Origin of the sequence: Oceanobacillus saliphilus, assembly GCF_023522835.1 — a bacterium.
Lineage (GTDB): Bacteria > Bacillota > Bacilli > Bacillales > Amphibacillaceae > Oceanobacillus > Oceanobacillus saliphilus.
The window spans coordinates 136398-151629 of sequence record NZ_JALCZU010000007.1; the positions used below are offsets into that span (position 1 = coordinate 136398).

Annotated in this window: 16 protein-coding genes and 1 riboswitch; of the genes, 12 read left to right on the top strand and 4 right to left on the bottom strand. The window is 38.1% G+C overall.

Annotated features, from left to right (window positions below):
- Positions 1–24: 24 nt before the first annotated feature.
- Positions 25–588 (bottom strand): DoxX family protein, encoded by a 564-nt coding sequence (locus MN204_RS12895; RefSeq protein WP_249871498.1) that lies wholly within the window; start codon positions 586–588, stop codon positions 25–27.
- A 287-nt stretch (positions 589–875) separates the two neighbouring features.
- On the opposite strand from MN204_RS12895, the gene MN204_RS12900 reads away from it, so the two are divergent.
- The 4 genes from MN204_RS12900 (at position 876) to MN204_RS12915 (ending at position 4165) form a co-directional block, all read left to right on the top strand.
- Entirely contained in the window at positions 876–1631 is a 756-nt protein-coding gene (locus tag MN204_RS12900) for a GTP cyclohydrolase II (RefSeq protein ID WP_249871499.1), read from the top strand.
- Positions 1624–2742 (top strand): bifunctional diaminohydroxyphosphoribosylaminopyrimidine deaminase/5-amino-6-(5-phosphoribosylamino)uracil reductase RibD, encoded by a 1119-nt coding sequence (ribD, locus tag MN204_RS12905; RefSeq protein ID WP_249871500.1) that lies wholly within the window; start codon positions 1624–1626, stop codon positions 2740–2742. The genes MN204_RS12900 and ribD overlap by 8 nt, the downstream gene beginning before the upstream one ends.
- Positions 2739–3299, top strand: coding sequence for a 5' nucleotidase, NT5C type (locus tag MN204_RS12910; RefSeq protein WP_249871501.1), 561 nt, complete (start codon positions 2739–2741; stop codon positions 3297–3299). The genes ribD and MN204_RS12910 overlap by 4 nt, the downstream gene beginning before the upstream one ends.
- 221 nt (positions 3300–3520) lie before the next feature.
- Positions 3521–4165 carry a GntR family transcriptional regulator gene (locus MN204_RS12915; protein ID WP_249871502.1) on the top strand — a complete coding sequence of 215 codons (645 nt, stop codon included), beginning with the start codon at positions 3521–3523 and terminating at the stop codon, positions 4163–4165.
- Between the two features lie 155 nt (positions 4166–4320).
- Here the strand turns inward: MN204_RS12915 and brnQ are convergent, their stop codons facing one another.
- The gene (gene brnQ / locus MN204_RS12920) at positions 4321–5679 is read right to left on the bottom strand and encodes a branched-chain amino acid transport system II carrier protein (protein WP_249871503.1); all 1359 of its coding nucleotides are present in this window, start codon (positions 5677–5679) and stop codon (positions 4321–4323) included.
- Between the two features lie 301 nt (positions 5680–5980).
- Between brnQ and MN204_RS12925 the strand changes: the two genes are divergently transcribed.
- Positions 5981–7150, top strand: a complete 1170-nt coding sequence (locus tag MN204_RS12925; RefSeq protein WP_249871504.1) for a pyridoxal phosphate-dependent aminotransferase — start codon at positions 5981–5983, stop codon at positions 7148–7150.
- Between the two features lie 116 nt (positions 7151–7266).
- On the opposite strand, the gene MN204_RS12930 is transcribed toward MN204_RS12925, so the two are convergent.
- Entirely contained in the window at positions 7267–7575 is a 309-nt protein-coding gene (locus MN204_RS12930; protein ID WP_249871582.1) for a PCC domain-containing protein, read from the bottom strand.
- 398 nt (positions 7576–7973) lie between these two features.
- The gene (locus tag MN204_RS12935; protein ID WP_249871505.1) at positions 7974–8867 is read right to left on the bottom strand and encodes a Gfo/Idh/MocA family protein; all 894 of its coding nucleotides are present in this window, start codon (positions 8865–8867) and stop codon (positions 7974–7976) included.
- Between the two features lie 551 nt (positions 8868–9418).
- Between MN204_RS12935 and MN204_RS12940 the strand changes: the two genes are divergently transcribed.
- The 7 genes from MN204_RS12940 (at position 9419) to MN204_RS12970 (ending at position 15188) form a co-directional block, all read left to right on the top strand.
- Positions 9419–10009: a hydrolase gene (locus MN204_RS12940; RefSeq protein WP_249871583.1), complete on the top strand. Its 591-nt coding sequence runs from the start codon at positions 9419–9421 to the stop codon at positions 10007–10009.
- A gap of 91 nt (positions 10010–10100) precedes the next feature.
- On the top strand, positions 10101–10301 hold the full coding sequence (locus tag MN204_RS12945) for a YceI family protein (RefSeq protein ID WP_306798703.1): 201 nt from the start codon (positions 10101–10103) through the stop codon (positions 10299–10301).
- A 175-nt stretch (positions 10302–10476) separates the two neighbouring features.
- Positions 10477–10586: riboswitch (SAM riboswitch) on the top strand.
- 91 nt (positions 10587–10677) lie between these two features.
- Entirely contained in the window at positions 10678–11496 is an 819-nt protein-coding gene (locus MN204_RS12950; RefSeq protein ID WP_249871506.1) for a MetQ/NlpA family ABC transporter substrate-binding protein, read from the top strand.
- A 61-nt stretch (positions 11497–11557) separates the two neighbouring features.
- On the top strand, positions 11558–12574 hold the full coding sequence (locus MN204_RS12955; RefSeq protein ID WP_249871507.1) for a methionine ABC transporter ATP-binding protein: 1017 nt from the start codon (positions 11558–11560) through the stop codon (positions 12572–12574).
- A 1-nt stretch (position 12575) separates the two neighbouring features.
- Entirely contained in the window at positions 12576–13238 is a 663-nt protein-coding gene (locus MN204_RS12960; RefSeq protein WP_249871508.1) for a methionine ABC transporter permease, read from the top strand.
- 14 nt (positions 13239–13252) lie between these two features.
- Entirely contained in the window at positions 13253–14032 is a 780-nt protein-coding gene (locus tag MN204_RS12965) for an enoyl-CoA hydratase/isomerase family protein (protein WP_249871509.1), read from the top strand.
- 13 nt (positions 14033–14045) lie between these two features.
- Positions 14046–15188 (top strand): alpha-hydroxy-acid oxidizing protein, encoded by a 1143-nt coding sequence (locus MN204_RS12970; protein ID WP_249871510.1) that lies wholly within the window; start codon positions 14046–14048, stop codon positions 15186–15188.
- Positions 15189–15232 lie beyond the last annotated feature (44 nt).

Here is a 15232-nt window from a genome sequence, read left to right on the forward strand (position 1 = left end):
TCGGTTTCAACCGCCTGCATACAGCTATTCTCCCTTACGCCGTACCCTCCAAGGAGTTCCTAAAGCAGGCAATGCCCAACGATCTACCCCATACCAACCTGCTACTTTCCAGGCCAATATTAATAACATGGCAATGATTAACATGATAGGATTTGAACTGACTGTACCGGCTAATAAAAATGACATATTCATAAGTGCACCAAAGAATGCGGAAATACCTGTTAAAAATCCAACAATTAGTCCAAGTCCCACTAACACTTCACCCCATGCTACCAAATAGGAAAATACAGCAGCATTTGGGATAACCACAGTTTCCAGGAACCATGCATACCATCCCGCTACCCCACCTTCTTCAGCAAGTGACATAACTCCCATCATATAGCCTTCAAGAGCCATACCGGCATTTTCACCGGTCCATGCATCATTTGTTACTTTTCCAATTCCTGAAGTAAACCACGTATAACCAATATAAAGTCTGAGTATTAACCATATCCAAGCAGATTTTGTATTGGTAAACAGCCATTTAGATAAAGGGTTTTCTTCCACTATCACTTCATTTCCATGTTGGCCTTTTTTAATTTCAACCATTTCATCACTCCTTCTAAGATATTGTCGTATTGTTTTTAACTTACCCAATAAGTATTGCACACCAAACATAGTTTTTCCATTATTTCCATTATTATCAAATAATTGCTCTATTCCCTTTTTTTCTTCAACATACAGCCTACACTATTGATAAATTCCAAGCATATTTATAATCCAATCAACATAATGGTATGCGGACAATTTTGTTATTATATCTCTACCGAGAAAATAAAATTGATGATATGGCATTTTTTAATTATACTAAGATGAAAGTGAAAGGAGATTATACAATGGAACAAATCAAATTAGAATCAAAAGTGTTTTCTATATTAAAAGACAAAATACAATTAATAAGATCTGACGATCAAGCTATATATTTGGTAGGTCCAATTCAATTGCCCGTTAACTTATATGGAGAGACGACCATTTTCCAATGGTATTGCTGGCTGAATTACGATGAGGTCACAGAGGATTATGAAAAGATCATCGATAAGTTATCTTCCTCCAATCTGGCTGAGTATCAGCAATCAAGTGTCCTTGTATACGGAGATTTCGAAAATGCAGACGATGCTTTAATCCGAATGCATTCGATTTGCCATACCGGAGATATTTTTGGAAGCAAACGATGTGACTGTGGTTTTCAATTAAAAGAATCTATGAAAAAAATTAAGGAACATGGATCGGGTGCTTTATTTTACTTGGCGAATCATGAAGGAAGAGGGATTGGCCTGTTCAGCAAGGCAATGGCCTATGTTCTTCAGGAAAATGGTTATGACACGGTAGAGGCCAATGAGAGTCTTGGGTTTGTCAATGATTCCAGAGATTACGATGACGCCATTAAAGTGTTAAAAACCCTGCGCATGAAACCAGTAACACTGATCACAAATAATCCGCAAAAGCTAGAAGCACTGGAAAATTCAGGTATGCATGTAACGGGACGTACACCATTATGGGGAGATGTGTCCGAATATAACCAAAAATATTTACAAACAAAAGTTGACAAATCTGGACATTTACAGGAAGAAAGGACCTGCTGCAATGACTAATGATGAATTTTATATGGATCTTGCTTTAAATAATGCGCAGGCAATGAAAGGACAAACGGATCCCAACCCACTTGTTGGTTCCGTTATTGTAATCGATAACCGAATTGTTGGCGTTGGTGCACACTTAAAAGCAGGAGAACCGCATGCAGAGATTCATGCATTACGAATGGCAGGCGAGAAGGCAAGAGGGGCAACTATTTATGTAACACTTGAACCTTGCTCACATCACGGACGAACAGGACCTTGCGCTATTGCAATCGTAGAAGCAGGAATTAAAAAGGTTGTTATCGCAACATTGGACCCTAACCCGATTGTCGCGGGAAACGGCGTCAAAATTTTAAAAGATGCGGGTATTGAAGTTGTTACCGGGGTAATGGAAAATGAATCGAAAAAGATGAATGAAGTTTTCAATAAATTCATTATGACAAAGCAACCGTTTGTAACATTAAAATCCGGAATAACATTAGATGGAAAAGTAGCATCCCGCACGTTCAGTAGCAAATGGATAACTTCTGAAGAATCCAGGCGTGATGTGCATCAACTTAGGAACGAAAATATGGCAATCCTAGTGGGAATCAATACTGTCTTAAAAGATGATCCCGCTTTAACAACAAGAATACCAAACGGACGTAATCCCATTCGTATTATCATGGACTCTAGTTTAAGAATCCCTTTGGAAGCACAAGTTCTTACAGACAACGAGGCCGAAACATTGATTTTCACTACCAGCAATTGCGATAAGGAAAAAAAGAAGTCCCTGGAAGCCATGAACATAACTGTGATTGAGACAACTGGAAGCAAACATACCGATCCAATGGAAGTAGTAGCACAATTAGGAGAAAGAGGCATCTCTTCCCTGATAATTGAAGGTGGGGGCAATATCAGCGCTTCTTTCCTTGAACATGCACTTATCGATAAAGTAGTTCTATATGTTGCACCAAAATTGATTGGTGGTAAAGATGCACCTACCTTCCTGGAAGGTACAGGCATCGACCAAATGAAAGACGCCATTGAATTGGACTATACAGACATCAGCCGGATAGGTCCTGACTTTAAATTTATCGGCTATCCAAGCTATAGCAATTCATACGATAATGAGGGGAATTTATGAGATTTGGTTTTGATATTGATGATACATTAATTAATTTAAGAGAGCATGCTTTTCATATTTACAACAGAAAGTTAAACAAAACCGTCGGATTAGATGTATTTCATCAGATACAGCGAGTGGAAATCCATGAAGCTTTCGATATGTCCGACGAACAGGGGAATGAAATGTGGAACAGCTCTCTGGATGAGATTTACTATACAGCCTGTCCCCCATTTCCTGGTGCTGTAGAAACGTTGCAAGCACTGGAGAAAAAAGGACATGAAATTTACTACATTACCGCACGGCCAAAAGAACATGGTGAGAGATCCAAAGATTGGTTAAAGCAACAAGGGTTCCCGGTACATGATGATCGGTTTTTCTATGGTATGCAGGACGAAGAAAAAATACATATCATACAGGATTTGCAACTCGATTACTACGTAGACGATAAACCCGCAGTTCTAAATACTCTCTTTGAAAGCACAACCAAATTATATGTAAAAGACCAGGCTTATAATCGGCAAATGGAAGGGATTCCAAGGATTATCGAATGGACAGACTTTATCCATAAATTATAAAGTACGCGAACAAAAAAGAAAGCTAATCCACACTTACTATCGGAAAAAGCTTTCTTTTCCATTAAACGACATCTCCTATATAGAATGCATTGCGTTGTTAATAAATGGGTCTTTATTTCCATTTTATCGTATTGCAATATATTACATATTTCATTAGTTGACATTTTAATGTATACTTTCATTAGAAGTGTTTTCTATCTTTCCAGGAAGGTGTGAATATATTGCCAATACCAACTGATCATTCAAAACCAATTCGTTTATCTGCAAAGGAAAATGCATATAATCAGCTTCAACAATGGATTATTGACGGAACTTTACTTCCCGGAGAAAAATTGAACGATACTGAACTGGCAAAAGCATTGGGAGTCAGCAGGACACCGATCCGCGAATCATTACAGTTACTAGAGTCACAAGGGTTTGTAAAAATGTATCCAGGAAAGGCTACACAAGTAACCGAAGTGGAAAAGGACTCCATCAAAGACCTCCTTCCCCCACTGGCTGTATTACAAGCGTTATCTGCAGAATTGGCGATTCCTCATTTAACAGAAGAGATTTTAGAACAGCTGAGAAAAACAAATAATCATTTCTCTGAAGCTATCAAAACTGAAAATTACTATTCAGCTTTAAAAATTGATGAACACTTCCATAAAATTATCGTCTCCGCAGCAAGCAATCCGTACATAGAGGGCGTATTGGAATCGTTACAGGCCCATGTAAGAAGACAATACTTTCATAATTCTATTGTATTGACTGAAAAATCGGTCGAGGAACACTGGGAGATTATTAATCTGATGGAAATTGGCGATATACATGCCCTGACTACAGTAATGAAAGAAAATTGGTTAAGAAACACCAATAAATTTTAACAACATGCAATTATAGATAAATCCATTGACTTATTTTAGTGTGACAAGTCTTTCAATGACAGCCTCCGTTTCACTTATGCAGTTCGGAAAGTTTTTATACTTCTTTCTTTATCTGCACATAAAAAACCGGTTCCCTAGTGGAAACCGGTTTTTTATTATACTTCCTGTGGAGAACTTAAATTCTGCCACTTAGCAATTACTCCAGTAATTACAATAACAATCAATGCCGGCAGTAACCAGCCAAGACCCTCATTGTATAATGGTAGAACATTTTCAAAGAATGATACGGCTGGTACCATCCAGCTGAAATAATCAATTCCAAGTGTAGAACACAATGCTTTTAACCCATCAAAAACAGCTAATATGAACGTAACAGCTGTAGTTGCCACATATACTACCCTCGCATGATTGAATAGCGGGGAAATAAATGTCAGCAGCATCAGTACGATTGCCAACGGATATAAGAACATTAAAACTGGTATTGAGAATGTGATAATATTAGCCAATCCGAAGTTGGCAATGACAAATGTTAATACCGTGAAAAATACAACCAAAACTTTATAGCTCATATTCGGAAAGAGTGTATTGAAATACTCTGCATTTGCTGTGATTAGTCCAATTGCTGTCGTTAAACAAGCTATGATAATCACTACAGCCAACAGAAGCGATCCAACCGTTCCAAAATAGTGGGATGCAGCTCCACTAAGTACAGGACCACCTGTATCAAATAGACCTAAAGTTGAAGCGCTTGTTGCTCCAAGGTAAGCAATTCCTACATAAATAACTCCTAGAAGCACAATTGCGATTGTACCCGATTTAGCTGTAGCAGAAAGGATTTCACTTTTCCCGGTAATTCCCATTGAACGAATAACGTTAATCACGATTATACCGAACACAAGTGAAGCCAATGCATCCATCGTGTTGTAGCCTTCTAAAAACCCTGTCATAAACGCACCACTCTGATACGCTCCCTCTGGCGACTGCAATCCACCCATTGGATTAAATAAAGCGACCAGCAGCAGAACTGCCAACAGTACTACAAGTAATGGTGCCAAAAATTTCCCTATGGTACTCACTATCTTAGCTGGATATAGCGAGAAAACAAGTGCAATAGCAAAGAAGATAATAGTGAAAATAAGCAGCGCACTTTGCAGTGAACCTTCACTAACAAATGGTGCAATCCCTACTTCAAATGCAACTGTCCCTGTTCTAGGTGCGGCAAAGAAAGGTCCAATTGTCAAATACAATAACGCCGTAAAGAATATTCCATAAATTGGATGAACTCTACTGGCTAAATCCTGCAAGTTTCTGCTTCCCGAAAAGCCCATCGCCAATATTCCAAGCAAAGGAAGACCTACCCCGGTAATTAGAAATCCAATTGCAGCAGGTCCAATGTTTGTCCCTGAATATTGACCCAATTGAGCTGGAAAGATTAAGTTCCCCGCTCCAAAAAATAATGCAAACAACATAAATCCAATTGCCATATAAGAAGAAAATGATAGCTTGTCCTTCATAATATATTGATCCTCCTCTAGATGTTAGCTCTTTATTTTATTGAATTTTTAGAATTATCGAAGAGCCATGTGCGATATATCAATGTTCATAATCATACTATTTTTTCTACCAAAATGCAATATATTACAGTAGATTTATTTGAAAATTTTCGTAAATGGAAGTTTAGCATTTTTATAGACTATAGATTGTTTTTTATAGACTATAGATTGTAAAAGAAATGATCTGTCATTTATAGACTAGACATCTTCCATAAAAGAATATAAGATTTAACTAATTATTTTAGCAAAAGAGGGATTTATAATGGAATTTTCCGACCGTTTGAAAAGCTTACCCTCCCAATTCTTTGCATCGTTGGTGAAAAAGGTTGCAGCAGCTGTTGCTGAAGGAAGGGATGTTATTAATTTGGGGCAAGGGAATCCAGATCAACCTACCCCACCACATATTGTAAAAGCAATGCAGCAGTCTGTTGAAAATCCGAATACACATAAGTATTCTCCTTTTCGTGGAACGAGGGAACTTAAGCAAGCAGCAGCAGATTTCTACAAGCGGGAGTACAATGTTGATCTCGACCCAGAATTGGAAGTGGCGGTATTATTCGGTACTAAAATAGGTTTGGTTGAGCTCCCTCTCGCCTTAATGAATGAAGGAGATTTATTATTGCTTCCTGACCCAGGATATCCCGATTACTTATCTGGCGTCGGCCTGGCAAATATCACTTATGACACGATGCCTTTACATCGTGCAAATGGTTTTTTACCTGATTATGAGGCACTAACCGAGGCCCAGAAAGAAAATGCAAAATTACTTTATTTAAATTATCCAAATAACCCAACTGGCGCAACGGCAACTGCTACGTTTTTTGAAGAAACCGTTCAGCTTGGCAAGAAGCATGACATAGGAATTGTACACGACTTTGCATATGGTGCTATCGGTTTTAATGGATTAAAACCGGCCAGCTTTATGGAGGCTGAAGGTGCCAAGGAAGTGGGAATTGAGCTGTATACATTATCTAAAACCTACAATATGGCAGGATGGCGTATAGGTTTTGCAGTTGGGAATGCAAAGATGATTGAAGCTATCAATCTGCTGCAAGACCACTTGTTTGTCAGCATTTTCCCTGCCGTTCAGCATGCTGCAGCAATCGCATTAACGGATAGTCAGGAATGCGTAGAGGAATTAGTTTCGCTCTATGAAAGACGACGTGACACCTTGATTCAGGAATGTAATCGAATTGGCTGGAAAGTCGATGCGCCACAAGGATCTTTCTTTGCATGGCTACCGGTTCCTGATGGTTTCCAGAGCGAAGAATTTGCAGACTATTTGCTTGAAAATGCAGATGTTGCGGTTGCCGCCGGAAATGGATTTGGAACATTTGGTGAGGGATACGTGCGCATAGGGCTGCTTGTGGATGAAGATCGGTTAATTGAAGCTATAAGCCGAATAGAAAAATTAAACATATTTAGTCACTAGTGTTGTAGTAATCATAGGTAATAATACAATAAGACGTTTACTTGTAACAAAAGGTTTTTTATAAGAAAAATTTATACATCTATTCGTCCAAACTCGGATAATAAAGATAAAGAAGGTCATTCGCTAGAGGAATGACCTTCTTTCTTGCTTACTGGCATTACACACGTTACAGATTTTCCTTGTTCTACCGGGTAAAATTGATTACCATTCGTTTCTTCATCATATTTCCGGTAAAAATCCACACCATCTATTTCTGTCAATACGAGATCCACCGTTATGACGGGATTTTCCCCCTTCACTAGATGGCCACCAAATACGTTCCCATCCTGATCACACATCGTGCCATGAAAGTGCGTATCAAATGCATCGTCCCGCCTACAGACTACTCCTGTTCCTTGCAGAAATTCAATTGGTCCCTGTTTCACTTTCAAATCACCATACCCTACACCAATACTAGACTTCTCCTGAGGCACCAGATATATAGATAACCAGTTTGACTGAAGCTGCCAAAACTTTCCGTTACATCATTAAAGCACCCATTAATTACAGATTATTTAGCAATGATTTTAATTAATTAGCAGTAATTAATAATTAATAATTAATAAAGCCATTATAAATATTGGCGTTCTCCAGTTTGTGATGCTTTTTCCACTGCATCAAGAAGCTGATGAAGTTTTACTGCATCCGCAAAACTAGGTGTTAGTGATGTTCCTTCTTGTATATCTTTAACAAACTTTCTGTGAGCCTGAGCGACATTCAGAACCAATCCTGTATCGTTTTTAAGGGAATCTGGTACCCAGTAATAAGCATTTGGGATTGTTAATTAATGAAGTTCTTTATCAGTAGGGCCTGCACCCCGTAATTTGTATGATCCCATTTGAATGGAAGCAGGCGCATTGAGTACGATTGTTTCCTTCTCTCCGAAAATTTCAAGAGTAAGTCCTGTTTGGTACTTAACTCCCCCTTGTATATGAACGCTAGCTGTTTCGTCATTGGTCAATTTACCTGTAATCAATATTTGATCATCTATCGTTTTTTCAATGACTTTTTGGATATCCACCAATTCGACTTCAGGGAATTGTTGCGCTGTGACGGCTGAAAGTTCTTTAAACTCTCCAAGCATGTAGGTAAATGCATCAAGATTATGTCCGCCTACAATAGTGAGCAAGTTTCCTCCTATCTTCCGATCAAATACGTACGCAGTAGCCTTGTCACCCACTCCACCCATTGCATCAATAGAGACATTTAAATTGGCTGACAAAACTTTTCCAACATAGCCTTCCGTCAATAAATCTTTAACATAATTGATGGCTGGAGCCTGTCTGGCCTGCAATCCAATCGCATTTGGCAATTGTCGGGACTCCACCCATTCCTGCATTTCGATCGCTTCAGTGGTGTTCGAGTCTAGAGGCCATTCACAATAAATTGGTTTTACAGCAGGAACAATAGCTTTTACTGCATCATAATGTTCCTTTACGTTGATGCTGACGACTACCATATCCACATCAGAATGTTGCGCCAAATCTTCCGCTTTATCAAAAGCATGAGTTGCCTTGAAGGTATCAGCGCTTATCATGGCACCTTCTATATTGCTGGTCCCAACTGCAGTGAGTTCAAGCTCTTTCAGGTGCTCCATTGCTGGAATATGTGACCCTCTAGCCCATCCGTTATTAAATGACCCGCATATAATACCTGCTCGTACTTTTTTGTTATTCATTGTAAGAATACCTTTTCCATTTTTATTAACATTCGTTTAACTAGAGCTATTTATTTAGGCTACTAAATAAATAGCTAAATTATGAATTATAAAAGGTTATTCTCCATTTATTCTCTAATTAATAATATCTTAATTAAATATATTTGACATTGTTCTGGCGATGTTATATATTTATATCGAATTCGAGATTAATCATTTCAGGAATTTTTATTTAAGGGTTTAATATTAACTTATAAAAATTTTAAAACAATTATCTTGAATCAAAATATGAAAAAGGAGGTAGTATTAAGAGTTTAATAATTGATAGGTATATAAATTTATAGTTTATAAGAAATAAAATAAATAATTATGGAGAGTGAATTTAAATGCATAAAATATTCAAAAAACTAATTGCAATCGGAATTGTTTTAACTATGGTACTAGGTATTATTGGAACTGTATCATTTACTAATACTACAAGTTCACAAGCAGCAGCTAATGAAAATCAAAAAGTGAAGGCAGAGTCGAAATCAACATCAGACATATTAACTCCTTCAAATCACACGTTATTAATGATTGATCATCAACCACAGATGGCTTTTGCTACTAAGTCACATGATATGACCTTAGTTCTTAATAACGTAGCTGGGTTAGCAAAATCAGCGAAAACATTTAACGTACCAACAGTATTGTCAACAGTATCTGCAGATACATTTAGTGGTCAAATTTTCCCTGAGATTAAAGAAGTATTTCCTGATCAAGAAATTATTGATCGTACATCAATGAATGCTTGGGATGATCAAAATGTTGTAAATGCAGTTGAAGACGCTGGAAATAAAAAATTAGTCGTTGCCGGTCTTTGGACTGAGGTTTGTGTAGTTATGCCAGTGCTAGACGCACTTGAAGAAGGTTATGAGGTTTACGTGGTAACGGATGCTTCAGGTGGTGTCACTACTGAAGCACATGATATGGCTATTGAACGTATGATTCAAGCTGGTGCAACACCAATTACTTGGATGCAGTATATGCTGGAATTACAACGTGACTGGGCAAATCAAGAGACTTATGATGAAGTATTGTCAATTGCTAAAGAACATGGTGGAGCATACGGATTGGGTGTCCAATATGCTGAAGATATGTTCGGTGCTAAAGAAGGTAAGTAATTAGATAATTAATAAAAAAATACCTCCCTATCAAAAGATAAGGAGGTATTTTTTACTTTTTAAATCATTTTAAAAAGATAACCGTCCGGCGCTGGAAGCTGCAGCATTAACAGATCTAACAACTGCTTCTATTGGATTTAAATTTAATGTAGCTAGCATATACACACGTAACGGAGAACGTAACAACCATTTTAAATCAGCAGAATTCTTTGATGTCGAAAATAACTCAAGTATTAAAGGGGTAACAAAACCAGTTACATTTGACGTTGAATGCAGAGGTTTATGGATTTGAGGAAAAATTTATGAAATGTTGGTGGTACCCTACATGCAAAATATCGATTAAAACAGGTGCAAGATAGCATCTAAAGTGACAAACAATGAATACATTTAAAAATAAATATTGACGGAATCAAATTTATAATGTAAATTTAATTATTAATTAACACTGATAATTTAATAGCTTATATCTCTTATCAAGAGTAGCTGAGGGACTGGCCCGTTGAAGCTCGGCAACCTCTATGTAACTATCATAGAAGGTGCTAAATCCTGCAAAACGTCATGTTTTGAAAGATAAGGGAGGACCTTGTAGAACTTACAAGCCTCTCTTTCTTATAAAGAGAGGCTTTTTCTGTTATCATCAAGACTATCTAAATTCAGGAGGAAAGAAAATGAAAAAAATTGGTTTTATATTATTCGTCGTTTTATTTGTTGGAATTCTTAGCGCTTGTGGCAGTGGATCATCTGAGGGAGCTTCATTAAGTGAAGATAAACTTGTTGTAGGGGTAACTGCCGGCCCACATGAACAAATCGTGGAAGTTGCTGCGGATGTTGCTGCAGAGCAAGGTCTGGAAATTGAAATAAAAGTATTCTCGGATTATGTCCTGCCAAACACTGCGTTAGCTGAAGGTGACTTGAGTGCCAACAGTTATCAACACGGACCCTTCTTGGATCAATTCAACGAAGACCATGGAACTGATTTAATACCTGTTGGTAAAACGATTCTAAATCCAATGGGTGTATATTCCGAAACGTATCAAAGCATCGAAGACCTTCCAGATGGTGCAACATTTGGTTTGCCGAATGACCCAACAAACGGTGGGCGTGCACTTTTCATATTGGAAGAAGCTGGAGTCATTACACTTGCAGAGGGTAAGCAAGAAACTGCTTCCATCTATGATGTAGTAGAAAACCCAAAAAACTTAGAGTTTATTGAATTGGATGCTGCACAGATTCCAAATCAGCTGAGTGAAGTAGATGCAGCAGCAATTAATACCAACTTTGCACTAGGGGCAGGGATGAATCCGAAAGAAGATTCCATCCTATTAGAATCCACAAATTCCCCATATGTAAACTTTATCGTCGTTCGTGCCGAAAATGAAAATGATCCGGTCATCGAAAAGTTGGTAAATGCTTACCAATCAGAAGAAGTTAAAACTTTTATCGAAGAAGAATTTCAAGGTTCTGTTATACCAAGCTGGGATGAATAAAGGTAGGAGAATGCTGTCCTTATTGGAACAGCATTCTCTTTTGAAAGGAATGTAGACATAAATGATTAAACTAGAAAATATTTCAAAAGTATATCCTTCTAAAAATGGCGATGTCCTTGCCGTTAATAACGTGAACCTTCACGTAAAAAAAGGTGAAATTCATGGTGTGATCGGATACAGTGGCGCTGGAAAAAGCACATTAATCCGACTCGTGAATTTACTGGAGAAACCGACTAGTGGGAAAGTATATATCAATGGCACTGAAATGACATCCCTGCCACAAGAGAAACTACGCAAAACCCGTCAAAAGATCGGCATGATTTTTCAGCATTTTAACCTGTTGAAAACTGCAACAGTATATGAAAACATAGCCATCCCCCTAAAACTTCTCGGTTATGACAAACAGGAGGTAAAAGAACGGGTAGAGAAATATTTATCGATTGTGGACCTATCCGATAAAAAGAACACCTATCCTGCTCAATTATCCGGTGGGCAAAAACAGCGGGTAGCCATTGCCAGAGCATTATCACAGGAACCGGAAGTATTACTCAGTGATGAAGCAACAAGTGCACTGGATCCTGAAACCACAGATTCGATTCTTGATTTACTCCTAAAAATCAATGAAGAACTTGGAATAACCATTTTGCTTATTACCCATGAAATGAATGTCATACAGAAAATATGTGACTATGTTTATGTCCTTGAAAACGGGGACGTTATCGAGGATGGATCAGCTATTAATTTATTTACGAACCCCCGGGAAAACACGACAAAGAAATTTTTAAATACCATTTCCCAACGTAAATTGTCATCATCGCTCATTTCACAATTGAAATTAAATGGTGCTGTTACCAGACTTACATTTATTGGAGAAAATACAGGTCAGCCTCTACTCGCTCAAGTGAGTCAGAAATTTCAAGTAGTGCCAAATATATTAACGGCAAATATTATCGAACTAAAAAACGGGATTGTGGGAAACCTGGTTATTCATCTCGTCGGAAAAAAAGAACAAATTGATGCCTCCTTGCAGTTTCTCGAAAATCAAGGTGTCGGCATAGAAGAATTGGAGGGAAACTAGAATGGAAATGTTTATCCAACAATGGCTCCCAATCATCGGTGAATCTGTAATCGAAACTTTCCAAATGGTGATTATCTCACTCTTTTTCGCTATCATTATCGGTTTTCCATTAGGGATCCTAGTTGTACTCACCCGCCCTGGGCAGTCACTGGAAAATAAATTTGTCTATCAGATACTTAATCTACTTATAAATATTATAAGATCAATACCTTTTATCATTTTGCTATTCTTTATTTTACCATTCACAAAAATTATCGTTGGAACGACCATTGGAGTAAAAGGCGTAATTGTTCCACTCGTCATTTACACAGCACCATATATCGCCAGACTCCTTGAATCTTCATTATTGGATGTTGAAAATGGTGTAATTGAAGCATATAAAGCAATGGGAATTAAAACAAGGCAGATTATTTGGAACGTTATGCTCCGAGAAGCCCGCCCATCCATCGTATTGGGACTGACCATTGCGACAGTTGGATTAATCGGTGCCACAGCAATGGCTGGGCTTGTCGGAGCTGGTGGTCTTGGTGATTTAGCATATCGTTTTGGACACCTACGATATGAAGTAGATGTTATGTATGCAACTGTCTTTATTCTGATTGTACTCGTCCAGGGTATTCAAACGATCGGGAATAGACTTGCTGCACGCCTGAAAAAAGACTAAGTGGAGGTTTTCATATGACAGATGAACTATTATATATTGAAAGAAATGGCGCGATGGCAACTATCGTTATCAATCGCGCTGAAAAAAAGAATTGTTTTTCACTTGCTATGTTTCAAAAATTAGATTCATTACTTGAGGAATTAAAACAAGATAAAACCGTTAAATTACTCATCATCCGTGGTGTCGATGAAACAGCTTTTTCAGCTGGTGCTGACATCAGTGAATTTCTCGAAGTACGTTATCATGCTGAGAAAGCAAAAGCATACAATGATTTCGCACTTGGAGCAATCGAAAAATTATACCGATTTCCAAAGCCGACCATTGCACTTATTCAAAAGCTTGCAATCGGGGGCGGACTTGAGCTTGCCAATTCATGTGATTTCCGGTTTGCAACATCGGGCAGCAAATTAGGTATCACTTCTGCAAACATTGGTATTGTATATAACTTATCAAGCACAAAAAGATTATGTAATTTAATCGGACCCTCTAAAGCGAAGGAATTACTTTATACGGCACAACTGATAACGGCAGAGGAAGGACAGCAAATAGGCCTCATCGACCAAGTTCATGCTTCTGATGAAATCGAGGAAAAATGTCTGGAATTCGCAAATCGTATTATCGCCAAATCATCTGTGGCAAATTCTGGTATTAAGCAAGTAATCCAATCCATTATCGACGGTGAAAATGAGGAGACGGAAGCTATCTCAGATGTTATTCTCAAATCCTATAGTTCCGATGATTACTTTGAAGGTATCCAGGCCTTTTTAGAAAAAAGAAAGCCCAATTTCTCATAAAGGTGGGATTCTCTTGTCAACCGTAAAGAATAGTGATTCATTTATCGAAAGTATCGTAACCTCAGAATCTTTTCCATTCAACGCAGAGGAATTGGAAGCTGCTGCTAAAGAGAAAATGCCAACTGCGGCTTTTGGATATACAAGATCTGGAGCAGGCGGCGAAGAAACATTAAGAAAAAATACGGCTTCCTTTGAAAAATATTCAATCATACCAAAATATTTAAATGACGTTTCGGTTGCAGATACTAGTATAGAATTGTTTGGTCATACATATGCCCACCCCTTCCTCCTTGCTCCTGTAGGAATGATGAAGATATCACATAAGGATGCAGATATTGCAGTGGCAAAAGCTGCTGCAAACTATCAAATACCATTTATTCAAAGTACTGTTTCCAGTTATTCCATTGAAGAAGTTGCTGAAGCTTCCGGAAACAGTCCAAAATGGTTTCAACTTTACTGGTCCAATAACGAAAATATCTCCTACAGCATGGTGAAGCGTGCCGAAGAAGCCGGATATGAAGCAATTGTATTAACTATTGATACATTTATGTTCGGCTGGCGAGAAGAAGATATGCGTAATCACTTCTCCCCATTAAAAGAAGGCTATGGCAAAGCAAACTATATTACAGATGACGTTTTCCGTGCATCCCTTCCGAATGAATTTGAAGAAACGGTCATACAAGAAATCTTATCGAATATTTACCATCCAACATTAAATTGGAAGCATGTGTTGGAATTGAAAAAAAGAACATCCTTACCGGTTCTATTAAAAGGTGTGCTGCACCCTGCAGATGCCAGGCTTGCAATTGAAAGCGGAATTGATGGCATTATTGTCTCTAACCATGGTGGTCGTCAATTGGATGGCGTCCTTTCAAGTATCGATGCATTGCCTGCTGTTGCTAAAGAAGTGAACGGACAAGTTCCAGTCGTCATGGACAGTGGAATCCGTCGTGGAGCGGATGTCGTAAAAGCACTTGCCTTAGGAGCAGATGCCGTACTCTACGGCAGACCTTATGTGTATGGATTGGCCATTGCTGGTCAGGAAGGTGTCGAAAAAGTACTGGCGAATTTCATTCAGGAGACGAAGGTTTCCCTTGCATTATCTGGAGCTGTCAATATTAAGGAAGCTAGAAATATACAATTAGTTAAGGAATAGTACATTTGCGTTTAAGAATGAAATAAGGAAATCGGCTTTTTGCC

Coding starts and splice junctions, on each gene's coding strand:
- MN204_RS12895 (WP_249871498.1), bottom strand. CDS start 588: ATGGTTGAAATTAAAAAAGGCCAACATGGAAATGAAGTGATAGTGGAA.
- MN204_RS12900 (WP_249871499.1), top strand. CDS start 876: ATGGAACAAATCAAATTAGAATCAAAAGTGTTTTCTATATTAAAAGAC.
- ribD (WP_249871500.1), top strand. CDS start 1,624: ATGACTAATGATGAATTTTATATGGATCTTGCTTTAAATAATGCGCAG.
- MN204_RS12910 (WP_249871501.1), top strand. CDS start 2,739: ATGAGATTTGGTTTTGATATTGATGATACATTAATTAATTTAAGAGAG.
- brnQ (WP_249871503.1), bottom strand. CDS start 5,679: ATGAAGGACAAGCTATCATTTTCTTCTTATATGGCAATTGGATTTATG.
- MN204_RS12925 (WP_249871504.1), top strand. CDS start 5,981: ATGGAATTTTCCGACCGTTTGAAAAGCTTACCCTCCCAATTCTTTGCA.
- MN204_RS12935 (WP_249871505.1), bottom strand. CDS start 8,867: ATGAATAACAAAAAAGTACGAGCAGGTATTATATGCGGGTCATTTAAT.
- MN204_RS12940 (WP_249871583.1), top strand. CDS start 9,419: ATGATTGATCATCAACCACAGATGGCTTTTGCTACTAAGTCACATGAT.
- MN204_RS12950 (WP_249871506.1), top strand. CDS start 10,678: ATGAAAAAAATTGGTTTTATATTATTCGTCGTTTTATTTGTTGGAATT.
- MN204_RS12955 (WP_249871507.1), top strand. CDS start 11,558: ATGATTAAACTAGAAAATATTTCAAAAGTATATCCTTCTAAAAATGGC.
- MN204_RS12960 (WP_249871508.1), top strand. CDS start 12,576: ATGGAAATGTTTATCCAACAATGGCTCCCAATCATCGGTGAATCTGTA.
- MN204_RS12965 (WP_249871509.1), top strand. CDS start 13,253: ATGACAGATGAACTATTATATATTGAAAGAAATGGCGCGATGGCAACT.